This window comes from Paraburkholderia sp. CI3, assembly GCF_050436505.1.
Classification (GTDB): domain Bacteria; phylum Pseudomonadota; class Gammaproteobacteria; order Burkholderiales; family Burkholderiaceae; genus Paraburkholderia; species Paraburkholderia tuberum.
Genome location: NZ_JBNDMI010000003.1, coordinates 1,125,184 through 1,149,283, shown reverse-complemented (window position 1 = coordinate 1,149,283; position 24,100 = coordinate 1,125,184). Strand labels below are relative to the sequence as shown.

Genomic DNA, 24,100 nt, shown 5'->3' with positions numbered 1-24,100 from the left:
CTCGCGTTCATCTAGGATAGGCCAAGCAGACTTCAATGCCCAGGACTTTTGCAGACCCTTCCTAACACCCTCTATAACTGGGGCATCGCTCTTGAGAACATGGGTTGCGATAATGAAGCGCTCGAAAAATATCGCTGAGTAACCGTCAAGATCGCTTCGCCGCCGGACACGATGCGCTCGGACGCGAGTACGCTTAAATACGCAAACCGCGAATACATTTCGACAGATTCATCGTTGCGACTAAACACTCGGCCAGCAGAGTTGGCCCAGCACGAGTTCGAATCGGCCATTCTAAACGACCCTATGTCCGCTGCGGCATAGTTATCGCAATAATTAGGTTTGCTAACGACGAATTGCTTATTCCGTACTTTCTATTTATGGAGATTGTCATATCCACGGCCAATCACCCACACAAACCAGAACTTTGATGTCGATAGGGCGATGACCTATAGTCAAGCCATCCGTCCGAAGCTCAGTTCTCAGAGATTCAGTCGACCGCTCGCTGGTTTTATCCATGATTGCATTCGGAAGAAAGAGTTAATGCACCAATACGGTGCCGATTCAGCAATCGAACTTATTGAGCGTGGAAACCTGGTCCTGGTCGCGATTTCCTGTTTGTACTCAATCGAGTTATCGGAGATTGGCTTTGTAAATCATGGCACCCTCATCCGAACTCGACGATGCAGCGGCTGAACATCCCCGCCAATCGGCCGAACTGCCGTGCACTGCGTCGCTCCTGAACGATCTGCGCGCCTGCGAGTGGATGATCTCCTATGCGGCGCACAACGGCTTGGAGGTCAGCCGGGAGGACGTCGCGGCGGTCGGTGCGGCGCAAGCCGCGTGTCGTGATCAAGGGTTGACGCCAGAGCTCAAGGGAAGCTTTTATGAGGCAATGAGCCGGATAGCACGCTGCGTTGCGCCGGCTACCGCGGAAACACTCGACCCTTGCAACCGGCCCGAGGCGAAGCGCGCGCTTAGATGCTACAGCCATCTCACCGCGGCCATGACTGTGATCGTCATTCTGCTGTCCTCGGCGCTTCTCACCATGACGCGGCTTTCCGACGAGATCACAAAGATCGTCAAAGAAAACGACGACACCGCACGCACCCTTCATAACGAGCTCCAAGGCTACATTCTCGCGATGGGAGACTCGAAAACCGGAAATCCGGGTGGACATAATCTACTTGTTAACGCTCCTTCGTCGCTCGAACTCAAGGAGCACTTACAGTCATTTGCGCGCAACAATCGCCAGTTGTACTCCGATATTAAATACCTCAACAATCTCTGGGCGCCGGTGGCCGATATTGGAAACCTTATCGTCGAGCACGAACTGCGCTGGGATGTGAAGAGCCGCAATCCTTATGCAGGCCGATGCAACGCCAACCACTACATGGCGTATCTGGTAATCGATCCCAACCCACTGGTATACGAGGTACAGGACCAGGACGCGAAGAACTACCCGTGGAACATGAGGGTCAATCCCACGTTCAATCGATATCCGTTCTACAGCGTGGAAAAGCCTTATGGGACTCCGTGGATGTGCGACCCGGACCTTACCCGGGCGGCGCTGGAAATCAAGCTGCCGCTTTTGCGCGTGGGTTCTGTCGACCCGCAGGACCAGTTCGAGCCACCTCTGGCCGAGTTCGATGTGCAGCAGGGATTCAGCAAGATCGCGGTCTATCAGGACATTCGCGCGATCTCGCTGATCCTCGTCAACGAGATCGCGACATTTGCGGGCGGCATCTCGGGCTTCGTGCTTCCGATCCTGTATGCCACTCTGGGCGCATGCGCGAAGATTTTCCGCGAACTGCGCGTCGCCGTGTTCGAGGATACCTACGACCCAAAGCATGCCAGGGTAGTCCACACCTCACGCTTCATAGCGGCGAGCATCGTCGGGATCTCAATCGGTTTGTTCACGACCTTTCTGAAAGGCGAAAACGAATTGCCTCCGCTCGCAGTCGCTTTTGTAGCGGGATATGCTTCCGATGAATTCTTCGACTTCATCGAGCGCATCGTCAAAGCGATGTTTCCGCCCAAGGACTAGACGATTCCCACCAATCCCGCCAGCTTCACCGCACCTCACCGCTAAACGAGGAACTCAAATCCACCAGCCTGTTAAGCCTCCACAGAGGGAGACCTGGCGCCGCACGCGCGAATCACGAGCTGCACGACCTGTTCGGTGGTCGCATCGAAGGCCTTTTGCGACAGCGCACGCTTGCCGCTGAGCGCGCGTATCTGCGCCCGCTCCGCCATCATTTCCTCGAGGTTGCGTAGGCTCAGCGAAGGCGTTGTCAAGTTGGCTGCTGCTGGCTAACTGTGGGGCTGAATCTTAGTTATCCTTATAAGATAATTGTTGCGATTGCGGCTGGGCCAGTCCAATCATGCCATGCGTCGAGGCGTTCTTTGAGTATCAGACGATGACGTGCCGCATTCATTTGATGTCTGGGCAGCGCGAAGTGCTGACGGATTGGGCCGAAGTATGAAAGGAATGTCTGCGTGCGATGAGCATCGCGAAAACCGCACATCTGGCGTTCCCGTCTGCGGGTCGGCTGGTGGTTGTTCTCGGCGCGATTGTTCACGCGTGCGGCCGTTTTGACGAAGACATGCTTCATAGCTACGCAGCTGGTCGGTAACGATCCTCTGCGGTGCCGGATTTGAACGCAGCATACGCCGGAAGAAGCGCTTCGCAGCAGCCTTGTCGCGCCGCTTTTGCACCAGAATGTCGACTTCGGCACCATGCTCGTCGACCGCGCGCCACAGCAGATACGGCTCGCAGCGCAGTTTCACGAACATCTCGTCCAGATGCCACGTGCTGCCCCGCTTGCGCCGCGCCGCTTTGGCGCACTGAGCGAATCCAGCGCCGAATTTGTCGCACCAGCAACGGATCGTTTCGTACGTGACGACGACGCCACGCTCGAGCAGTAACTCCTCGATGTCGCGCAGACTCAAGCTGAACCGGAAGTACCAGCGAACGGCGTAGCTGATGACGACAGCAGGGAAGCGGTGGCCGTGATAAAGCGATTTCGCCTTCTTCATCATCTCATTTTACCGCCACGTCTCCAGCAGCCTGACAGTGCCGTCAGACAGTCGACGGTCGGAATCAGCCCCTCACGAAGATGAGTGAGCCGGTCGCGGGCACCGCGAGCCATGCGGACGCCACAAAACCATCCAACGGCGGCCCAGATGCCTCGACACTGCCACCATTGCCAACCGGTGCGGGATTCGGATAGCCGTCGTACACGTCGCTATTGAACACTTCGCGCCACGTCCCCGCCATCGGCAGTCCGATCTGGTATGCCCGCTTGGGGAGTTCGTCGAAGCTCACCACAACGATCACGTCGCCGCCGACGCCTTCGATCCAGCGATGCATGACCAGCACGCGATCGAAATCGTTCGCGCGAGATACCCGCACGCTCGTCGAGCATAGTGCCGGCAACGCGAGGCGCAAGTGTACGAGCTCCGTCGAGCATCGCAGAAAATCGCGCATCGACGAGTCCGCCGCCGTCAGGCCCGCCCAGTAGATCAGTCCGTTAGCGCTGCGGTCGTCGCTCCAGTTCTTGTCTTCCAGGCACTCCTGGCCCATGAACAACAACGGAACGCCCGGTGCGCAAAGCAACAGCGTCGCGGCCGAGCGTACGCGGCTGCGTGCATACCACGAGCGTCGGTCGGTCGAATCCGCGAGAAACGGCAATCGCGCTGCGCCGTCATGGCCTGCGTAAGTCAGATCGTGGTTTTCGAGGCACGTGTTGAGCCGCCACGCCTCGACAGGTGTCGCTGTCAAAGCGCCCGCGACCGCGGACAGGTCGAGGCTCGCCGACAAGCCGTAACTGGCCTGTTTGAGCAGGGCACGCACACTATCCCGCAAGCCGTCCGCGAGTTCGGCGTCGAAGCCCAGGCCGCCAGGAGGCGGCTCGATCGCGCGTGGCCGATCGCCGTTCCAGTACTCCGCAATCTGCACCGCCGAGCGTCGCGTTGCGCGCGCGGTTTCGCTCAGGTGTTGCGCGAACGTTTCGCCGCCGTGATTCACAATTGCGCTGACTTCGTCATAACGAAGGCCGTCGACGTGATACTCGACGAGATAGAAGCGCGCATTGTCGATCAAGAACTGACAGACCCCGTCTTGCCAATAGGCGAAGATCGGTCCTATCCATGTCTGGTCAGTGAAGTAAAGACTTCGATTGGGATCGGGACCCTGCTGGCAGTCGTAGAACCAGAGACTTCTTGGGTCGAAGGTGCCCCGGCTATCATGGCCGAACGCGTGGTTGTACACCTGGTCGAGAATCACTGCGAGGCCCTTCAAATGGCACAGATCGATGAGACATTTGAGCTGGTTGATTCCCGGTGTCAGGTCCGTTTCCGTCAGCGCCGGCTGACCGCTACTGGCGAGCATCGCGTTGATTTCGGCAAGCCGCCAGCGCAGGTCGTCGGGTGAAACGCAATAGGGAATTTCGGGGGAATACGGGTCCGTGCCGTTATAGCCGAGGCTATAACCCGTTTCGAACTCCTGGATCGGTAGTAGCTGGATAGCGTTGATGCCGAGGTCGATCAGGTAATCGAGCTTCGCCACGACATCGAGGAACGTACCGCTGCGCATACCGCGCACGTCATTGCCCTGCTCGTCTTGCGCCCACCACGTGCCGACGTGCAACTGATAGACGATCAGCTCGCGCAGGGCGGGAGGTTGCCACGCGCTGTCATGCCACGGATAAGTCGCCGGATCGCGCACGAGGCACCAGGAAGCCGGATAGGCCGGAGCAAAGCTGAGTTCGCGCGCGAAGGGATCGCGTTTCCATCCGCTGCCGCCCGCGCCTTCGACGTAGAACAGGTAAGGGTCACCTTCCTTGATCGAAAGCAGCAAGCCGCCCCACGTTCCATCGCCGAGCGGCTCCATTGCGTCATCCGACGCGGGCTGCCAGCCTTCTTGCGCGAGCGTCGGTTCGAGCGCCGCACCCGCCACGACGAACACGGCCGTTGCGTTGGGCGCCCATGTGCGAAAGCCGGTGCCATCCGTCATAAGCGATGCGCCCATCGGACTTGTACGGCCGACACGACCTTTCACCACGCTCATGTTCGCTCCAGGGTAGGGGGCCAGTCGATGCAGTATAGGAAATCGGCTGGCGTACGCGCAGATTTGTCAGCATTCTGATCGATGAAACTGGGGCAGCCCGTCGGCTAAATTGCCGTTCGTCATCCCGCATGCCCCTTCAGTGTGCGCGGTCCATTGCTTTGCACCTGGCGAACGCGTCGTTTCTCGCCACCGCTTGCGCAACTTGTCGTGTGCGATGCGGTGCATCGACTACGCTGACAGCCACGGCTTCCATGCAAGGGAAGCTTGCACCAGGAAACGAGGAGGCCCGTGATGAAGAACGAGAACGCACGAGCTAAGGTAGTTCGTCTGGCTATCGGCGCGTGCTGCATTCTGGCGCCGCTGATTGCGTGCTGGCCAAACGCCGCACTTGCCCAGTCACTCAAGGCGTATGACGTCAAGTTAGACGAGACGACGGTCTCCGGCATTTCGTCCGGCGCCAACATGGCAGTGCAATTTGCCGTTTCGTATTCGTCAATTGTGAAGGGCGTCGGAGCCACGGCAGGCGGCCCATACTTCTGCGCGGGAACATTCCTGAACCGGGATCTCACGATCAGGAGAGTGATCGCTCATTGCATGCAGGGCGATCCACGCTATCCGGTGATTGCGATCACATCCGCTGATGCCGCCGGCTTCATACATCATGTGCAAGCGCTTTCCACGAGAGGTGACATCGATCCCGTCGAGAATCTCGCGCGTCAGAGAGTCTGGATTTTCCACGGCTACAACGACGGTGTCGTGAAGAAACCCGTGACCGATGCTCTCTATGATTTTTATGCGCACTATGCTGGCACGCAGGTGTTCTACAAAGACAATCTGCGTTCGGGACATGCTCAGATCATCGGTTCCTGTCCGACCGGCACGGGTGGGCCACCGCCGCTGCAAAACTGCAATTGCGGTGTCACTGGCAATGAATACATCAAGAACTGTGATTACGATGCAGCTGGCGTCCTATTGCAGCACCTTCTTGGCGACCTCCACGGCAGGACCTCAACGCCGCACGGAGAACTGCTGACGTTCACGCAGGATGAGTTCGCGCTCGACAGCCTCGGGCGCAAGGATGCCGCCGCGATTTCGATGGGGGCGACCGGCTATGTGTATGTGCCCGCTAGCTGCGCGGCGATGGAGCCTTGCAGGGTGCACGTCGCGCTGCACGGATGCAGCCAGAACGCCGACACGATCGGCGGTCGCTTTGCGCAATACGCGGGATATAACGAGTGGGCCGATGCGAACCACCTTATCGTGCTCTATCCGCAGACGGCATCAAGTCCTTCGTTTGACGACCCCTTCGTGAACAATTCCCAAGGCTGCTGGGACTGGTGGGGATATAACGAGCAGACGGATACGAAGGGCGTGTATGCAACCAAAGCCGGCTTGCAGATCGCAGCGATCAAGAGGATGCTCGACCGGTTGTCGGGCGGATATAGCGGCTGGCAGACACCGCAGACAGCAGGCGCGCTCGCGCTAACCGATTTCACTGACAGACAGGTTGCACTCAGGTGGGGAAAGGTAGCGAATGCCGTCGCCACCAACGTCTACCGGGGCAGGTCGGCGGGCGGTCCGTTCATGAAGGTCAATAGCGCGGGCCCTGTAGTGGGCGGGGTCTTTGTGGACACCATGACCGCGCCCGCGACTACCTACTTCTATGTGATCAGGAGTGTCGACAACACCGGTGGCGAGTCGCAACAGTCAGCCCCCGTGATGGTGACGACCGCGTCCCCACCGCCAAAGTGCGATCCGTACTTCAGCATTCTCGCGGCTCATGCCGTGACGAAGGCTGGCATTCCTACGGACCAGACGTGCCCTTAGAGCGTGAGCAAAGATTGGAATCGCATGAAATGGAACGAAACTGCAACGCCAGTTTTCCTTCTGTTCGGATCAGATAACTGCTGATCGGGCTTCACCTAATCAGCGAGATGCATCACGCGCTCCAGTGGAGGTTGGCACAAGACTGAATTTAAACCAATAATGGTCCAGCGGGATCCGTCGTGCGTCCGGACGCCACAGAACTTGACATAAAAGGAATTGCCACCGGTTGGTATGCTGTATGTGGTTGTGCGAGCAACCTTATATGCTTCCCTAAGCTATTTTGACTTGCGCTATTTCCCGGTAAACATGTCAATATCGTCTGGTAGGGTGAACCGGAGGATAGCCGCCATTGGGCCGCCTTCGCGTCACGAGGTAGCATTGGTGCCGCCGATGGCGGCCCCATTCAATGTCGCCGTCGTGCGGCTGGTTTGGCTAGTCGTTCGCAGAGTTCTGTCACGACGCCGGTTACCCAGACAAGGTCCTCTTCGCCGAGCTTTGCCAGATGTTCATTGAGGGTGCTTTCGGCATCAAGAGCCCGCGGCGAACTCGGTCCTATCAGCTTCGTGATGGGAACCGCGTAGAGATTGGCGAGGGCAATTAGACGGGGTAACGTCGGCCAGTTGGTACCTCGCTCAAATCGACTGATGGTCTCCGAAAACACGCCTAACTCGGCGGCAACCTGGTCCTGCGTCAGCCCAGCTTCGGCCCTGGCTGAGGCCAATGCGCGACCCAGTCTGCGGGCAAATTTATCTTCGTCGATCATTGCCACCGGGGCATCACCTCATGTTGAAAGTCAACATGAATCGTCTACTTACTGGTTGCTTCTGGTAACATCACAAAATGTTGAGTGGCAACATGTGATGTTGATTTTTTCGGCGCTTGGCAGTTGTCGGACGCGGGCTTGAGTGGAAGAGCGGGGACTTAGCTGTCCTTGCAGCAAACGGCCGGCTCTCGGGTTCTAACTGGCCGGTACGAGTTTCGTGGGTCGTCTATCCGTATCTCCTTGTCGGCGGCATGTGCTGCGGAGCCCACGTGTTTGGGGAGCAGTTCGTTGGTAATGAAAGCGTTTGAGGTTGTGGTTGAATGTTTGTGACAAGTGAAAAGAACCGTTTGCCTTCGTCGGCAGTGCCGTTTGAGCCTGGTGGCGCAGGGGTGTGGGGGGTGATCTCGCAATTGATGCCGCGGGATGTACTGATCCTCCGGGTCTCGCCGCGGGGTTCGCGGGCCGTGCCGACGATTGTGATGATGGACCTGACCGGCAGCGCGCAGTCGCTTGACCAGTTCGCGGGCGGGGATGTCGTGCTGCGCGACGCGGCCGTGCTGAGCACGAAGCTGGCCCGGGAGGTCGACCAGTGGACGCTCGAACCGCTGAGCGAGACCCGGGTGAGGGCAACCGAGCCCGAACAGTACAGCCGGGGCGAGCGACTGGTGACGGTGACCCGGTTCACGACGGCGACTGGCCGCACGTTCTCGGTGCCGTACGCGCTGGCGACGCGCCCGGCGCGCGGCAGGCGGCTCTGGCGGGCGAAAGCGGCACGCACCCCGGCCAGCGGCTGAGCGACGCCAGCTGTGGGCGCGCGTTGGGGCGTAAGGCCGGCCATGGCCATTCAGGAGTCGGACAGTCTGCCGCGCCGGCGTGGTGGCCTCGTGCTGTATCGCGATTTCCATGGAGGGTACTTCACCCGGAGGACATGTGGCGCCGTCCGGGCACCGGGCCGTCTGTCGCGAGTCCGCCGGGCCACGCGCTGTTTGAACACGCGGCGCTGCCGGCGCGCTGTCTCGAGCCGCACCCCGCGCTGCGCATCGTGCTGTCGACGAGCCGGGTGCGCGTGTTCCGCAGTGTGCGCAAGGTTGCGCGCCGCCTGCCGCTGGCACTGCGCCAGCGGGTGGTGCGCGCGACCTTCCACGGCCGGATGGATCCGGTGTGGTTCCGGTCTGTGCCGTGGGGCGTGCAGGTGTGGGGCGACGTGTGCCGGCGTCAGCCCGCCGCGTGGCTTGCGCTTGACGACGGACCGCGGCTGGCCGGCCGTGTGCCGGAACCATCTGGTAAGGACTGCTCCGGTGCTGGGGATCAGCGCGCCGGCCGTGTTTAGGGAACTGCAGGCGCGGCTCGCGGCAATGCACCGGTCGGCGGAGGGCTGGCCGTGATAATCCGCTACTTATCGCGGCCAGCGCACCACCGGCGCATCGGCTGCGGCTTCAAGAAGGGATCGACATGAGCAGACGCAAGCGGGCGATAGAGCTTCCAGATGAAACCTCCGAAGCGCTGCGCGCGCGGCTGCGGCGCTTCGTGCGTGCGACCCGCGACGACGTGACCGGGGCCGTCCCGATCCCGTTTCCCACACACGTGACGGTGCTCGCCGGGCCGCTGCGGCGGATCCGCGGCGCGCGCGAACACTGCATGGTGCCGGGGCCGGAGGTGCGGGCCGGGTTAGCCGCGCGCAGGGAGGACGGCGACAAACCCTGATCAGCCTCGGGCGGGTTCGCGCTGGATGACACGGGACGAGCCGACGGCAAAATGACGAAGTAGCGGACATGACGGATACACACTTTCACGGCGCATTGCGCTGGCCACTGCCGGCCGAACTCGAGCCGCAGGCCGGCTGGAACAACCGGTATTTCCTCGACACGGAATTCACCGACTTCCGGCAGTGCCAGCTGCTCAGTCTCGCCCTCGTGGGCGAGAACGGGTACGAGTTCTACGGCGAGCGGACCGATTTCGATCCGGCGCTGTGCAGCGACTTTGTCCGTGCCGTGGTACTGCCGCAGCTCGGCCAGTTCGAGGGGCGCGCGATGCCGTTTGCAGCGCTGCGCGAGGCACTGCGCGCATGGCTCGTGGCGGTGCCGGGCGACTCCGGGCCGGTGCTGTGCTACGACTACGAGACGGACCTGGCCCTGTTGCGGTTCCTGCTGGGCGGCCCGCTGCCGCGTGGCTGGCGGCTCGGGAACATCGCGGGCACGCGCAACCCGGAGCGACGCGCCGCCTACTACGCACGCCATGGCGGCGAGCACCATGCGCTGCATGACGCGCGCGCCAATGCCTATGCGTGTACCGGTTGAAGCCGGGCGGCTGCCGGCCGGGCCGTCGTCCGGTCTCCGGACGGGCGGACGCATTTCTTCGCTCAAACAGAAACAGCCTCATGAAGGGGATCAGGATGGCCGGGATGCGTGTGTGGATGCCACGATCCGATGTACCGCGGATAGCACGGCGCCTGCGGGACCGACGCAAGGCATCAGCGATGACACAGGACGATCTCGCGGTCAGGGCGGGGGTGGCGAAACCGACCCTGGTGCACCGGGAGAAGGGAAGGTGGCCGCGCACCGTCGCAGCCGCCACCGTGAACGCGCTGGAGGCGGTCCTGCAGGTGCCGCCCGGTTGGCTGCTCGGTCCTGAAACGCAACCGTTGCCGGACCCCGTGTTCAATGCAGCGGATGCCGTCGCCCGCGCAGACAGCGATCCCCAGTCACGGATCCCCGCCGCCCGGTGCCGCGAGATCGGCCCTCACGCGCGGCGGCTGCGCAGTGAACTGGGCCTGTGCGTTGCGGAGGTGGCGCGCGCCTGCCACGTGTCCCGTCCCACGCTGTTGCAGTGGGAACAGGGGACGTTTCCGAAGGCGCTCACCGTGGCGCGCCTTCGCGGCTGGGAGCGCGCCCTGCTGCTCGCGCCCGGGCAACTGCTGGCGCCGCCGGCGTCGCATCCCGGGGTAGGCGATGGCCGCTGGCGCGTGACGATCGGCACTGAAACGCTCGAGGCTGCCATCCATCGCGTCGCGGCGTGCCTCGCCACCCGCGGACGCAACCTGCTCCAACCGGAGCAGCCGCTCGATGCAAAGGCCGCGCGCGACGCCGACCTGCTGGCCCACCGCTATGGGGTGGGCGCGCATCGGCGGCCACTGGTCGACCTCGCCGTCTCATACGGGATCGATCCGTCGCACGCCCGCCAGACGGTGGCGCGCATGGTCGCGCGCGCAGCCGGGTTCGCCTTCAGGATTCCGGTGCTGGATGACATGCTGGCGGTGGGCGCGGCGGGCTTTTCGTTCACGACCGCGGTTGCCGATGGTCGCATGCGTGACCTGCTGGGGCCGTCGCTGTCCATGGGACGCGCTGCGGCATTCGCCGGCGAAATACTGTCCCGGCGGATCACCGGTGCGGATCCTGGCAAGGCGGTGGCCGGCACCCGCAGGCCGGCGAAAGCGGCGAACCCTTCGCTGGCCGCGGACGTCGTCTGCGAAGGCACGCGACCGGCCTTCAACAGGTCGCAAGTGGCGCAAGGGGCGTAGCCAGCCTCGCGCCGGCCCGGCAGGGCGGGGTATCGCGGAAGGAGAACGCGAAAGCCATCGAAAGCGAGAACGCCTGCGTGGCGCAGCAGGGGCTTCCACTCGATGGGTACTGGAAGTTCTGACGGGGCGTTCTGCTGTCCGGGCGGAGCCACCGGGACGGCCCGATTTGCTGGGGGGCAGGCGATCGCGGCGCAGGTTCGGGACCTCGACCCGATGCGCGTCCGCGCAACTGCGGTACCGGATGACAAGATCACAAGGAAAGGCGAATGCTTCGAATCACCATTGAATTGCTGCCCGGTGGACGGGAAGACGGAAAGCGGGTCATCGCGACGGCGGACATCGCGCGCGTGAGTAGCGGCGCACTCGCGGACTACAGGGTGGCCCTGGACGATGCGGTGCTCGGGCAGGTCGGCGAGCGGGCCACGGTGCGCGGCTATCCGAGATGGACGGGCAGCGTATGGGATCTCGTTGCGCGCTGTGTTGCCGCTGCGCTGAATCAGGGCCGCGAAGCCCTGCCACCGCGGCCCGCGTCACCGCAGGTGACGGTTCACGTGAATGACGCAGGCTACCGTTACGTGCGTCTGGATGAGATTCCCGAGCCTGCCAGAACGTACTTCGACAGGAAACTGGCCGGTTCGGGCATTCCTGACCACGGCTGTGCTTTCGCGCATGACTGGTTCGACTTTCTCAACGGCCAGCGCTGATGCCAGAGCGGTGCGCCGTGCTTTGTAGCAGGTTGCAGCCTCGCACAACATGTCGATCAGATCGAACCAGCCGTCGCCGCACTCGAAACCCGACAGGGAGAAAACCGTTGGGATGGCATCCAGATCATCAGCGACTGCCGGGTTGACGTCGAAGATGAGCGGGTATTTTGCCCGCAGGATGCCTGACAGTTCTCACGCACCGTTCTCTCGCTCCCATTCCTGCACCGCCATTGCAGCAACGGGATCGATTGTTCCATAGTGAAAGGCTCTCCGGAACCCGAGTGCGGTGCACGGTCAGTGATCAGCGATGATGGCGTTCTGGAATGCGCTGTAAATTTTATAAGCGTCAGGCAGCACGGCCGCTCGGCCAACCTGCTTCTCGCCATACACCCTATACGCCGGGCATCGGAGATTGCGACAACGGCGCTCCCTGGAGCATATTGCGGTTATCGACTCGAGTCTGTCATGGCCGCATTCAGATCGGCTGCTCCATCGGGAAGAAGGAATAAGGCCGGCGCACCTGCGAACCTTTCTGGCCAGCCGGGATCGCATGATGAACAGTGAAATGAGAGGCGGCTGTCAGTGACGCCGCGGACCGCATCCAGTATCTGCGCGATTGGCCACCGACAATCAGGGCATCGGCCAAACGCTCGCAAAAGGGACAGGGATTCATGAGTACCAGGAACCACATCAGGTATCAGGCGAAAGAGGGTGATCAGCCCGGCTGGGATCTCTACACCGAGATTCTTGAGCCGGACGACGTCGTGTATCTCGAGCTCGACGGTGTAGCCGCTGAAGTCACGATGCTCGGCAACATGGAGCGCGGCCCGGGCGCGGTGCTGTTGCGCCTGCCGGTCGACACCGCGAAGCAGCTTGGTCTGGTGCCGCCGGACTGGGAAAATTCTGACTGGGGAAAAGGATAGGTCATGCGCGAATACCGGGACAGGACGGTGCAGGAGGTCGCGGCCTGCACATGCGACCGCTGCGGCCGGCGCATGACGCCCGTTGACGATCAGTGGGAGTGGTACGAAAAGATGTCGCTCGATTGGCGTGGCGGCTTTGGCTCGATTTTCGGCGCCGGCGCCCATGTGAGCCTTGACCTTTGCCAGCAGTGTGTCCGCGATACGCTGGGGCGTTGGCTTCGCGTCGATCCGCCGTCCGCACCGGATGGCTCAATGCAAGCCCTGAAGGGCGTCGTGCCCCGACCCAATGCGCCGGTATCTGTCGACAGGATGAATCCCGGGGAATTTCACGAGCGCGACTAGAGGGCTTACCGCCCCATGCGGCTCCGCGCGTCGCTCAGACTGCCGATCATGGATTGCCGTTTCTCACGGGGCATCCCGAACTCACCGTCGCGACACTCAGGCGGCTCGTTACCTTCGGTTGAACAGGTTAGCCTTATCGCTGAACGAGTCTTGTCGACCGCATCGCCGCCGGTGCGACGTTCATTGTGTTGCATCGACCGGTTGAATCCGCCGGCCATTGCGGACACTCGCCGGTCAGGCGTCGTGTGGCGGCTGCATGTCCCTTTGCTGTCGTTGGCAATCAGGTGCCGGTGAATGTCGGCTTCCGGGAAATGTGAACGTGTCTTTAAGACCCGGAGCTGTCTCTTGAACCTCCACAAAGCGGCCGGATAGGAGCGAGACCACGCCTTGAGCGCGCTGCGCTTACTCGCTATAGTCACCGAGCTTGTCATACGCGGTAGTGGGGTCAGCCAGCGCATCGGCAATCTTGGCCAACTCCTCCAAGACTTCGGCTGTCTCTTCAAAGGTAAGGTGCGTATCTATGCTGCGGATTCCTTGAATTTCCAACCATACTGGTACCGTTGCATTGCAAAGAATTTGGCCGTTTTCGATTCGCGACTCAACGTGTTTCATTTGGTTATACAGCGCATTCAGTCGCTGCTGTACTGAGCCATCGTTCTTGTCGAAGACGTTGCTATCCCAAGTTTTTGCGAGCAACGCGTACGCATGCCAAGCTTGCCCCAGAAAAGACTCCCAGTGATAGAGTGCCGCGACGTAGCGCCTTATGTCCTTTCCGTCTGGGCCTATGAAGGCCAAAGTATGTTCGCGCGCAAGTCGGTGCTCTATGAATGCATTTTGCGCCCGACGCAGAAAGTTGTATGCGTACGCGTGCATCGGCGGCGCGAACGCACCACGGAAAGTGCAATTAAGGAAAAAATTGGTAACCCAATGCTCCGATTCACGAGAAAATTGGGATGCGTTGGGAATCTCTGCGGCGACGAAATCCGAGGCCCCCGGACCGATGTTCTCGTTGAGTATTTTGGCGGAGTAACGCAAAACCATATTGTCCTCGTTATCAATGTGGAGCGCGAAGCTTCTTTACCTTGCCCGACGTCGACTGGCGACGCTCTTGAGGCCGTTCATGACCGCCCGTTTCTGGCCAACTATACACTTTCATTACCGTGTCTCATAAGCCGCCGCTCGACAAGCGCGGGCCGCCTTATGGCGCCAGAGCTCAGTGAGTGCAACCGGCCAAGAGGCGATCTTCGCGACTATCTGGGTGCCATCGTTGACGTGGCCGCAACACTTTAACAAGAGACGTATGGTTTGGTGGCACGGATCGGCTCCGGGTCAGGCTGCGGCCATTGGCGTCAGACGCCGGCCTATGAAGCGCACGTGGGCCCGTGTTCAATTAGACGACCGGGGGCTGTAATCGGCCGGATTATTTTGCTGTTGTCAACGCATACAGCTCTTGTTGGTATCCACGGCACAACAACAACGTTGCGATTAGCGTGCTTCGATATGAGAATTTTAAGCACCAAACCAGACAGACGACAGGGGACGCGATGTTCGTAACTAAGTTTGGCACGTGGACGATGGCAGGCGTAAGAGCCGGGAAAAAATTTGCTCTCAAATCGATAAAATCTTTGAGGCGATGAGCCCGCAAGTATGGTTTGAACCCGTAAAGGACGGTTACGTACGGAGCTACCAGTCGCCCGTGAAGAAGGCCTATGGCGCTACTCGCCGCCGCGCTTGGACCGAAAGTTCGATAGTTGACTTCGTCGAGAGCTGAGGTTGACCCGGTTCGACGGATAGATTTGCAGTTGAGTTGGATAGATTTGCAGTTGAGTTTAGTGCGGTGTGGCACCTCCCGATAAGATCAAATCGCGGGTTGTCCACGGCCGGGCGGCGGGTCGCCTGTCACGACCACGACGCTGCCTGGCGGTGGACAACCCGCGCGGCGATAAGCTTTGACCTTGCGCATGCAGGTTTTCGAACTCGAGCGGCGAACAGTAGCCGATGCTGCTGTGCAGGCGGCGTATGTTGTACCAGCTCTCCAGAAACGAGAACAGACGCCGCCGTGCCTGTTCGTGGGTCGCGAAGTGTTCGCGACAGAGCAGTTCGGCTTCGAGCGTGCCGAAGAACGACTCGCACATCGCGTTGTCGTAAGCGTCGCCGGCGGTCCCCATCGACGGTTGTACGCCGGCTTCTCGGCAGCGCCGCCCGAAGGCAATGGAGGTGTATTGACAGCCTTGATCGGAATGTAGAATCACACCGTCATGGCGTCGTTGCTGCAACGCCATGTCCAGCGCGCGTAACATCAGTTCGGTGTACAGATGGTTGGACATCGCCCAGCCGATGATGCGACGGCTGAACACATCCAGCACGACTGCCAGATAGAGGAATCCTTCACCGGTGGGTACATAGGTCGCATCTGCGACCCACAGCACGTTTGTCGCGTCGGCACTGAAGTGCCGGCGCACCAGATCAGGCGCACGCCGGGCGCCTGCGCGTGGCCGTGTGGTGCGCGGCCAGCGCCGCCGGCTTGCCCCGCGCAGACCCGCCATACGCATGAGGCGCGCCACCCGCTTGCGCCCCACGTGTACGCCTTCGCGCGCGAGTTGCGCATGGATACGCGGTGCCCCATACGTGCCGCGCGAGCTTGCATGGAGCGTGCGGATATGCGCGAGCAGTTGCGCATCGCTACGCGTGCGCATCGCGGGCTCACGCACCAGCCACGTGTAATAGCCGCTCGTCGAGACGCCGAGCAGCCGTGCCATCATCGCGATGGGCCAGCGGGCCCGGTTCGCTTTCATGAATCCGTACCGCCCTTCGGTGGAATGGATCCCGTCTCCCTCGCGAACCAGGCTGCCGCGTGAGAGAGGATGTCGCGCTCCATCTTCAGTTGCCGGACTTCGCGACGCAACCGTGTGAGCTCCTGCCGTTCGGCTGTGGTCAGACCGTCATGCCGCACACCTGTGTCGCGATCAGCCTGCGCCACCCAGTTGTAGATGGTCTGTGCAGTCGGCTCGAACTCCTTTTCCAGTTCCTCCGGCCTGCGTCCGGCCTTCACCAGCCCGACCATTTGTGCCCGAAATTCCGCCGGGTACGGGGTACGATGCTTGCCCATAATCGGCACCTCCTTCTCCAAAGGATAGATGTCCGTTTTTCTGGGTCAACTTCAAGAGCATGATCTCAAGGCAAGATGGCGGTTGGATGGTGCGCGCGGATGGTCGCTGCGTCGTCAAACGCGCGGCGGCGGCTCGCTTGGCCGATGCGTTGAACGAGTTTCACAGCAGCAGCGAAGCGTTGTGGAACCTAGTGGCGATCGCAAGTGAACTCGTAAACGACTCTATGGTCGGTGCTTTGAAGTTCCTCCATTTCTGCTTTGCCTCACCGTTATGCGATCACTGACCAGTATCTGCGTTTGGTCAGCGGTACACCTCCTCGCAACCCGAAGAGTGAAACTGAGTATTACCATACCTATATGGCGCGTTGATCTGCCGATCGTGGCGCAAGACTATGTGCACCGTATTGGCCGTACCGGCCGCGCAGGCGCCAGCGGCGTGGCGGTGTCCCTTGTGTGTGCCGATGAAGCGCCGCAACTGGCCGCGACTGAAGCGCTGATCCGGCAAACGCTGCCCCGTGAAGAAGAGCCGGGTTTTGAAGCCGAACACCGCGTGCCGCAAACCAGCGCGACGGGCCAGATCATCAAGAAACCCAAAAAGCCTAAGAAGCCCAAAGTGCCGCAAGCTGCACCGGGCGCCAAGCAGGTGCTCAGCAAAAAGCCGCGCCCGCAAAGTGGCGAAAACAAACGCAAGCCTGCAGCGCAACGCGCTGGGGCCGCGGGTAAAGGCACAAGCTTGTCCAGCGGTAGCCCATTCAGCGTGCAAAAGCCCCGCAGCAAACCCGCCAGCAACCCAGCTGAGGATTCACGTAAGCCGGCTGGCAAACCCGCTGGTGGCCGTGGCAAACGCCAACCCTGATCCGTGGGGATGAGTGTCCCGTTCTGCCAGCAACGGTAGAGGATGCGTATCCATTTGAACGCCAGCGCGCGGGCGGGAGCTCCTGCATCGCGAACTCATACTCCCGACCCTCAGCGGGCCGCGCGTGCTCCTGGCGATGTGCGCGGCGCTCGTCGGGCGGTTTGCCCCTGACCGTTTCCTCAATTCTGTGCCCGGCTTTTGCAGCCGAGCTTGTTTTGCTTTCTTGAGTCGGCTCGATATTCTTGAGGCTAGATCACCTGCGCAACCGATGCCTTTCGGGCAGCGTTGCCAGCGCAGCGACAGAGGTCGGGATGGACTCGGATCAAATGCCACCACTCCTTGGTACCGCAGGCCAAAAAGGGCGCAATTTGAGGTGATTCCGTTCGCCTTCGACTAGATCGTCTGAGCATTTGTCGTCCAACGGCAGGGTTTTCACGCAGCGACACCCCTGAAAAACCGCCTATAACCCAACGAATGCCGCGGAGACGTTGCGGGGCTGCCGGTACATGGAGCTTTGATGAGCGGAATTTCAGCAAGGGAATATTGGGCCGCAAAGCTCGGCGAAGAGTTGCATATTGGCTACCTCGCCGTACATCACATCTGGGACGCTGCGACGAACCTGTTTCCGCTCGTCGTCGCGTGCTGGTTGTACATTCACCACGTTGGCATGTTTGACTCCGTCTTGGCATCGATCATCACCGCCTTCGTCGCTGTCGTTTTTGCTATTTCTCCTGCCCTATGGCGAAAAACTGACCGAATCGAGCGGACGCTCGAGAAGATTCAGCCGGCATTTGACAAGTGGTGCTGGCGTTCGATGGCGGCCGTGCTTCTGCTCAGCGGAATCGATTTGATGAGCCGCGCGCTACTCAATCTTCCCATTGTCGGCATAACTGCGGAGGAATACCAAATCAACGCTTTCCCGCGTGAAATCTTCAACCGGCTTGACTTTTATTCGTTGCTAGTCGGTGCCATGACCATCCTGAGTCCGCTGATCGTCGGCCTGATCGCGCGGTACACTCCAATAAAAAGGACACGCTCGCTGAGGACGCTCGCCGATTTCCTCACGCCGATCCTGATTTTGGTCGCCTGCGTCGTCGCCTATAAGGTTCTGCAGAATCCGCAGCTGGTCTCAGCGGTCGATGAGGCTCGACACCTGCGTCTGCAAACCCCGGATCGGATCTCACCGGCTCAACTTTTCGACAGTGCGGCCAGCTACTGGTCACGCTCCATCGACGTTCGCGAGTTGTCTTGGGCTTCGGGGGGCACCGCGGTGTTCCTCTTCAGCTACTTCACGAATGGTGCTTCGTTAGTGGACGTCGCGGCGCACTTCCGCAGGCATCCCCGGCACTGGTTCACCTCGTATCACGAGCACGCCGGGGATAGCGAGTCCTGGCGACGGCAACTCAGGGCCCTGATCTTCGAAATGGTCGTATTGCCCCCGCTGATCGTGTCGGCAGCTCTCGTCAGTGGGACTCTCGATCCAGGCCAAGCCGTCGTTTATGGACTGTTCGTCTACAGCGGCTTCAGCGTCTGGAATCTTGCGTCAAACCTCGTTGCCACCCGGAAGCGGCTAGGTGTTTGGGCCGTCCTGCTTCAATTCGTCTACGCCATGGCACTAACTGTGCTTTGGTCGTCGGTGCTCGCAGGCCTAGAATCGTTCGTCGAGGATCGCGACACAGTATTCAAGGCGATTTTTCAAGTCACGGTCGCCGCGATCCTAATTCATTACGTGTACGGGGTGGTTTATCGAAACGCCTTCAGGAGTCTGAGCGACCGATGGCTGCTGGAGGGGCCCGAGTTCGCCGTAGTCGCGACGGCGATCTGTCTCGTCGTGGGCGCGGTCCGTGAGTTCCACTTCTGGTTTGTCGATGCACGATGGCAGTTAGTCTGCTTCATCGTATTGCTGCTCGTTCTTGGCCCGGCGTTCCTTTTGCGCCGCAGCGTCACTGCCTATGTTCTTATAAGGACGGCGCCGGGCACGACGGGAGCCGTACGTAGCGCGCTCAACGCGGCCGAAATAAGCTCATCGGTCGTCTATGGCGACTACGACATCATCGCGAGAGTCGAGTTGCCCGCAACGTCTGTCCCGATCCTTGTGCGGGCCGACGCCGATGCCCTGAATCTTCAACGTCTCGCGAGGATCGTAAAGGACGCGATCAGGGTCCAGGAGCCGGTGGCAGGAGTCGTGGCGACGGAAACGCTGCTTGACTGCACGGATCATGTCCCGCCCGAGAGCCTCAAGCATGTCTGGGCGCTCTTGAGCGGGCGAAGGAAGGGCCAACCCTCCCGGTCGAACGAGACAAGGCAATAAGGAGTGACGATGCCTGTGTGCTACAGCTTTGCGATCGCAAAAAAGAAAGAAGCCGAAACGTGCGAAAAGGTTCGCACTGCTGGCGCGAAACTCATGGATGACCTAAAAACAAAAAAGCTGGGGACATGTCATCATCTCTGCGCCACGCTGCACGACGGTCGCTACGATTTTTTGCTCAAGTTCAACTACCGCACGCTCGCCGATGTCGCGCGCGCTGTTCTGAACAACAGCCGGCACTTCAGGGAAGACATCGAACGGACGATAACGATGCTCGAATATCCTGGCGAACAGGATTCGCACCGGTTTATGAAAAACGCACCGTTTGACGCGAATAGCATACATCTTAGGACGATCCTCCTGGTCAGGGAAAAATTGGAAGCCGGGAAACGCTTCGAAAATTCGGAGCACCTCAAAAGCATAGTCAAGCGTGCGCTTCCAGAAATCGACCACAGCTTCACGGAGTGCATCGACGTTTTCGGGACTTTCGACTATATCGTCGAGTTTGCGGTTTGTGATTCCAGTGATTCGAAAGGCAAGACCGATAGGGTCCTTGAGGCGATCGAAACGCACGAGGTGTCTCATGAGGTGCTATTTTGCAGGCCGTTCAGGCCGAAGGTCATTGCCGAGTCGGCGACCGAAGCGGACCAGGTGCCGGATTCTGCGAACGGTGGACGTTCAAGCAAACAGATCTAACTGACGAGGATCTGTCTCGCGAAAAACGGGCTCTGCAGGTTGCTGCGGAACCGCTGCCGGTGCTGGCTTCGCTTCATTGCGGAAAAATCCGGATGGCTGCGACATACACGGCTACAGATACCAAGTTTGCACTGTTCGGCAAACGGCATGTTGAAATCATGCTCCTGGCCGCGCCGTTGGCGGAGTCAAGAAGATCGATATTGAAATGACCGCAACTCAAGCAATCGCTGACGATTGACTGTCCGGTAGCGGGCAAGGTGGATGACGGTTTCTGGCCGAGAGCACCAGTTCAATGAAGGTGCTGTAGAGCTGCCCTTGAAATCTTCAACGGCAGCTCTCGGGCGGCTTCCATGAATGCGTGCAGTCGGCCATGAAGAGTCGTTCGTTGGCTTCGTGGACCTGACATTCAGGTGTCGGCTTCGCGAAGACGGATGTCCAGAGCACTCCGGAAGCCGCCATTGATGTCCTCCCGGCCCGAGGTGGGCGGCGACAATGACTACGTCCGGTGTACCGACATTCATCTTGGCCGGTAGTGAGGAGTCGGAGGCGGCGTAGCCGCCGGAGATGACGAACTGCCGGCGGCGCCGGAGCGGCGGGGCTTAGGATGGCTGACTGAACCTAAAAAGAGGCGGTCAGCCCATGTCTGGAAGCCGCATTACCGACCTGCAGGTCCGCCTCTACATGAATCATCGCAAACACCATCCGCAGAAGCTCGCTGCGGCGAAGTCAGGCATGAGCGAGCGCACGGCGCGGCGTGTCGAACACGAAGCCGGTCTACCGTCACAGCAGCCCCGGCGCTACTGGCGCTCGCGCCCTGATCCGTTTGCCGATGTCTGGGAGAGCGAAGTGGTCCCATTGCTACGCGCTTCGCCAAAGCTGAAGGCGATCACCCTGCTGCGCAAATTACAGGAGGACCATCCCGAGCGCTTTCCTGACAGCATGCGTCGCACGTTCGAACGGCATGTCGGCCAGTGGCGCGCGCTCGAAGGGCCGAACCAGGAAGTGTTCTTCCCTCAAACGTATCAGCCGGGCGCGCGAGGCCTGTCGGACTTCACGCACATGGGCAAGCTGGGCGTGACGATCGGCGGCGTCCCGTTTGACCACCTGCTGTATCACTTCGTGCTGGCGTTCTCGCGCTGGGAATACGCCAGCGTGGTCGATGGTGGCGAGAGCTTCCAGGCGCTCGCGACGGGACTGCAGAACGCGCTTTGGCAGGCCGGCGGCTGCCCACGCGAACACCGTTCCGACAGTCTGTCGGCGGCGTTCAGAAACCTGCAGGAAGAGGAAGACTTCACGGTTCGCTATGCAGCGCTGCTCGAACACTACGGGATGCAAGGCACACGCAACAACCGTGGCATGGGTCATGAGAATGGCAGCGTCGAATCCTCGCATCGCTATCTGAAGGATCAGGTCGATCAGGCCCTGGAGCTGCGAGGTCACCGCGACTTCGCAGACCGCGCCGCGTACGACGAGTTCGTGCGCGGGGTGGTAATGCGCCGCAACCGGCGCAATGCTGCAGCGTTCCAGATCGAGCGCGAACACTTGCTGGATCTGCCTGAGCACCGTACCACCGACTTCGTTGAGGAAGAGGCGCGCGTGACCCGTTGCGGAACCTTCACCGTACGTTGCGTCCTGTACAGCGCGCCGTCGCGGCTGATCGGCCATCGCCTGAAGGTGCGCCTTTACAGTGACCGGCTCGATTGCTATCTGTCCGGCGCGCTCGTGCACAGCACGACGAGGGCCACGCACACCAGCAAGCGGCGCGGTCGCGGCATCGACTACCGGCACTTCATCGATTCGCTCAAACGCAAGCCGCAGGCCTTCAGGGGTCTCGCGTTCCGTGACGATCTGTTTCCGCGTGAAGCCTATCGTCGCACCTGGGAACGGCTGGATCAGGCACTGACGCCGCGTAGCGCCTGCAAGACCATGGTGGGCCTGCTTGAACTCGCCGGGCACCACGGCGTTGAGGCGCAACTGGCCGAGCGGCTCGATGCATTGCTCGAACTCGGTGAACTGCCCGATCTGAAGGTGTTGTTCGATGAGTTCGCGCCGCGCCAGGCCGAGTGTCCGGTGGTTGTCGTCGAGATGCCGTCCGCCGCGCTTTACGACACGTTGCTCGATGAGGAGGTGCTCGCATGAACGCCGCCTACGATGCTGGCCGTATCGCGCTTATGCTCAACGAACTGCGCCTGCCAACGATCGGCCGGTTGTGGCCGGACTTCGCTGAACGCTCGGACAAGGAAAGCTGGCAGGCGTCGCGGTTACTCGGTGCATTGCTCGAACATGAACTTGCCGAGCGCGCCAAACGAAGAATCGAACGTCATCGTGCCGAGTCACATCTGGATCCGACCAAGACGCTCGCCACCTTCGACTTCGGTGTTGTGCCTATGGTCTCAAAGGCGCATGTGATGGCGCTGGCCACCGGCGATTCGTGGCTTGAGAAAGGCGCCACGATTCTACTGTTCGGGCCGCCTGGAGGCGGGAAAAGTCATCTTGGAAGCGCAATCGGACATGCACTGATCGATGCCGGCTATCGCGTGTTGTTCACCCGGACCGGCGAAATCGTGCAGAAGCTCCAGGTCGCACGTCAAAGTTTGCAACTGCCTTCGGCGCTCGCCAAACTCGACCGGTTCGACCTGATCATCCTGGACGATCTGTCGTATGTGAGGAAGGACCAGGCCGAAACCAGCGTGCTGTTCGAGCTGATCGCCGAAAGATACGAGCGGAAAAGTCTTCTGATAACCGCCAACCAGCCATTCTCCGGCTGGCATGACGTCTTCCTGGACCCCGGCATGACGGTGGCCGCCATCGACCGGCTCGTCCATCACTCGACGATCTTCGAGCTGAATGTCGAAAGCTATCGGCGCCGCACAGCCAGCGACAAACAGAAAGAGCGCCGCCGTCAATTACCCACTGACAACCCGAACGGAGCGACAACCATGACCCCATGACGCAGCGACAATCACCTCGGCCGACCGGCCAAGATGTTTGTCGGTAAACCGGACGTCCTGCTTGACGCTATCCACCGAAGGACTGATGCGGGTCGCGTGGCGTCGCTCGGCGTCGGGCAGCCGCCAGTCAGGAGAGGTGCTTCGCTTACGCCAGGTAGCTATACTCCAACTCGACGAGATCCTGAACCTGCAGCGGGAGATTTTTCCTACCCGTGGATCAACTTCCGATAGTTCGAATCGACTACCCATGACTATGCTGCCAATTGCCGACCGTTGGTTTGAACTGAAACGCATCAGTGACGAAATCACCCTGCTGTGGGAACCTCATGTCGTGCCACTGATGCGGTGCAATATCTGGCACGTGCGGGGCCGCGACCGGGACCTGATGATCGACACCGGAATGGGCATTGCCAGTCTGCGTGACGCGGCCCGGCATCTGCTTCGAAAGAAAGTGACCGCAGTCGCGACACATACGCACTCGGATCATGTGGGCGGACATCATGAGTTCGAGCACACGCTTGTCCACGAACTGGAGGCCGACAACCTGCGCTCGCCGCGCGAGCGCGGCACGCTCCTGGCATCGGTATTGGGCGATGCCGCGATTCGTCGATACCACGAATTTGGCTATCCGTTCGATGGCGATCTGATCACCGCCCTTCCAAAGGCCGATTACCAGATGTCCGACTACCGCGTGCGAGCTGCGACCGTCACGGAAATCGTCAAGGAAGAGAATATTGTCGATCTCGGTAACCGGCATTTCGAAGTCCTGCATCTGCCAGGTCATTCACCGGGGAGCATCGGTCTTTGGGAGCCGGCCACCGGCACGTTGTTCTCCGGCGATGCGATCTACGATGGCCCGCTGCTGGACGAGATCGGCGGTGCGGATATCCCGACCTATGTGCGTACGATGAAGCGTTTGCGCGAATTGCCCGTGCAAGTCGTCCACGCGGGACACGACGCGAGCTTCGGGCGGGAACAACTGGTCGCGCTGATCGACGCCTATCTGGCGAAACGCGCATGATCGTTATCGAAAAAT

General features: G+C 60.5%; 18 protein-coding genes and 4 pseudogenes. 16 read left to right on the top strand and 6 right to left on the bottom strand.

Annotated features, from left to right (window positions below):
- Positions 1 to 655 precede the first annotated feature (655 nt).
- A complete protein-coding gene (locus tag OKW29_RS13910) occupies positions 656 to 2,044 on the top strand; it encodes a hypothetical protein (RefSeq protein WP_429291468.1) in 1,389 nt (462 codons plus the stop codon).
- Between the two features lie 71 nt (positions 2,045 to 2,115).
- On the opposite strand, the pseudogene OKW29_RS13905 reads toward OKW29_RS13910, so the two are convergent.
- The 3 genes and pseudogenes from OKW29_RS13905 to OKW29_RS13895 form a co-directional block, all read right to left on the bottom strand.
- Positions 2,116 to 2,241: pseudogene (locus OKW29_RS13905) on the bottom strand (TetR/AcrR family transcriptional regulator); the annotation flags it as partial.
- 98 nt (positions 2,242 to 2,339) lie between these two features.
- Positions 2,340 to 3,036 (bottom strand): annotated as a pseudogene (locus OKW29_RS13900) (IS6 family transposase).
- A 64-nt stretch (positions 3,037 to 3,100) separates the two neighbouring features.
- Positions 3,101 to 5,068 (bottom strand): alpha amylase C-terminal domain-containing protein, encoded by a 1,968-nt coding sequence (locus OKW29_RS13895; protein ID WP_429291467.1) that lies wholly within the window; start codon positions 5,066 to 5,068, stop codon positions 3,101 to 3,103.
- Positions 5,069 to 5,359: 291 nt separating this feature from the next.
- On the opposite strand from OKW29_RS13895, the gene OKW29_RS13890 reads away from it, so the two are divergent.
- Entirely contained in the window at positions 5,360 to 6,895 is a 1,536-nt protein-coding gene (locus tag OKW29_RS13890; protein ID WP_429291466.1) for an extracellular catalytic domain type 2 short-chain-length polyhydroxyalkanoate depolymerase, read from the top strand.
- Positions 6,896 to 7,298: 403 nt separating this feature from the next.
- Here the strand turns inward: OKW29_RS13890 and OKW29_RS13885 are convergent, their stop codons facing one another.
- Positions 7,299 to 7,658, bottom strand: coding sequence for a helix-turn-helix domain-containing protein (locus OKW29_RS13885; protein ID WP_429292504.1), 360 nt, complete (start codon positions 7,656 to 7,658; stop codon positions 7,299 to 7,301).
- 320 nt (positions 7,659 to 7,978) lie between these two features.
- On the opposite strand from OKW29_RS13885, the gene OKW29_RS13880 reads away from it, so the two are divergent.
- From OKW29_RS13880 to OKW29_RS13845, 8 genes are all read left to right on the top strand, one after another.
- On the top strand, positions 7,979 to 8,452 hold the full coding sequence (locus tag OKW29_RS13880) for a hypothetical protein (RefSeq protein WP_429290771.1): 474 nt from the start codon (positions 7,979 to 7,981) through the stop codon (positions 8,450 to 8,452).
- A 134-nt stretch (positions 8,453 to 8,586) separates the two neighbouring features.
- Entirely contained in the window at positions 8,587 to 8,988 is a 402-nt protein-coding gene (locus OKW29_RS13875) for an HAD domain-containing protein (protein ID WP_429291465.1), read from the top strand.
- Between the two features lie 122 nt (positions 8,989 to 9,110).
- Positions 9,111 to 9,362, top strand: a complete 252-nt coding sequence (locus OKW29_RS13870) for a hypothetical protein (protein WP_429290773.1) — start codon at positions 9,111 to 9,113, stop codon at positions 9,360 to 9,362.
- A gap of 68 nt (positions 9,363 to 9,430) precedes the next feature.
- Positions 9,431 to 9,955, top strand: coding sequence for a hypothetical protein (locus OKW29_RS13865; RefSeq protein ID WP_429290774.1), 525 nt, complete (start codon positions 9,431 to 9,433; stop codon positions 9,953 to 9,955).
- 80 nt (positions 9,956 to 10,035) lie between these two features.
- Entirely contained in the window at positions 10,036 to 11,175 is a 1,140-nt protein-coding gene (locus OKW29_RS13860) for a helix-turn-helix domain-containing protein (RefSeq protein WP_429291464.1), read from the top strand.
- 266 nt (positions 11,176 to 11,441) lie between these two features.
- A complete protein-coding gene (locus OKW29_RS13855; protein WP_429290775.1) occupies positions 11,442 to 11,879 on the top strand; it encodes a hypothetical protein in 438 nt (145 codons plus the stop codon).
- Between the two features lie 671 nt (positions 11,880 to 12,550).
- Positions 12,551 to 12,802 carry a hypothetical protein gene (locus OKW29_RS13850; RefSeq protein ID WP_090806453.1) on the top strand — a complete coding sequence of 84 codons (252 nt, stop codon included), beginning with the start codon at positions 12,551 to 12,553 and terminating at the stop codon, positions 12,800 to 12,802.
- 3 nt (positions 12,803 to 12,805) lie between these two features.
- A complete protein-coding gene (locus OKW29_RS13845) occupies positions 12,806 to 13,144 on the top strand; it encodes a hypothetical protein (RefSeq protein ID WP_429290776.1) in 339 nt (112 codons plus the stop codon).
- A gap of 402 nt (positions 13,145 to 13,546) precedes the next feature.
- On the opposite strand, the gene OKW29_RS13840 is transcribed toward OKW29_RS13845, so the two are convergent.
- Positions 13,547 to 14,185, bottom strand: a complete 639-nt coding sequence (locus OKW29_RS13840; protein ID WP_429291463.1) for a hypothetical protein — start codon at positions 14,183 to 14,185, stop codon at positions 13,547 to 13,549.
- A gap of 920 nt (positions 14,186 to 15,105) precedes the next feature.
- Positions 15,106 to 16,253 (bottom strand): annotated as a pseudogene (locus OKW29_RS13835) (IS3 family transposase); the annotation flags it as partial.
- Positions 16,254 to 16,617: 364 nt separating this feature from the next.
- On the opposite strand from OKW29_RS13835, the pseudogene OKW29_RS13830 reads away from it, so the two are divergent.
- The 6 genes and pseudogenes from OKW29_RS13830 to OKW29_RS13805 form a co-directional block, all read left to right on the top strand.
- Positions 16,618 to 17,109, top strand: a pseudogene (locus OKW29_RS13830) (DEAD/DEAH box helicase); the annotation flags it as partial.
- Between the two features lie 517 nt (positions 17,110 to 17,626).
- On the top strand, positions 17,627 to 19,420 hold the full coding sequence (locus OKW29_RS13825) for a hypothetical protein (RefSeq protein ID WP_429291462.1): 1,794 nt from the start codon (positions 17,627 to 17,629) through the stop codon (positions 19,418 to 19,420).
- Positions 19,421 to 19,429: 9 nt separating this feature from the next.
- Positions 19,430 to 20,113: a hypothetical protein gene (locus tag OKW29_RS13820; RefSeq protein WP_429291461.1), complete on the top strand. Its 684-nt coding sequence runs from the start codon at positions 19,430 to 19,432 to the stop codon at positions 20,111 to 20,113.
- 639 nt (positions 20,114 to 20,752) lie between these two features.
- Positions 20,753 to 22,252, top strand: coding sequence for an IS21 family transposase (istA, locus tag OKW29_RS13815; protein ID WP_429291460.1), 1,500 nt, complete (start codon positions 20,753 to 20,755; stop codon positions 22,250 to 22,252).
- The gene (gene istB, locus OKW29_RS13810) at positions 22,249 to 23,064 is read left to right on the top strand and encodes an IS21-like element helper ATPase IstB (RefSeq protein ID WP_429291459.1); all 816 of its coding nucleotides are present in this window, start codon (positions 22,249 to 22,251) and stop codon (positions 23,062 to 23,064) included. The genes istA and istB overlap by 4 nt, the downstream gene beginning before the upstream one ends.
- A gap of 61 nt (positions 23,065 to 23,125) precedes the next feature.
- Positions 23,126 to 24,085 carry an MBL fold metallo-hydrolase gene (locus tag OKW29_RS13805; RefSeq protein ID WP_429291458.1) on the top strand — a complete coding sequence of 320 codons (960 nt, stop codon included), beginning with the start codon at positions 23,126 to 23,128 and terminating at the stop codon, positions 24,083 to 24,085.
- Positions 24,086 to 24,100: the final 15 nt, after the last annotated feature.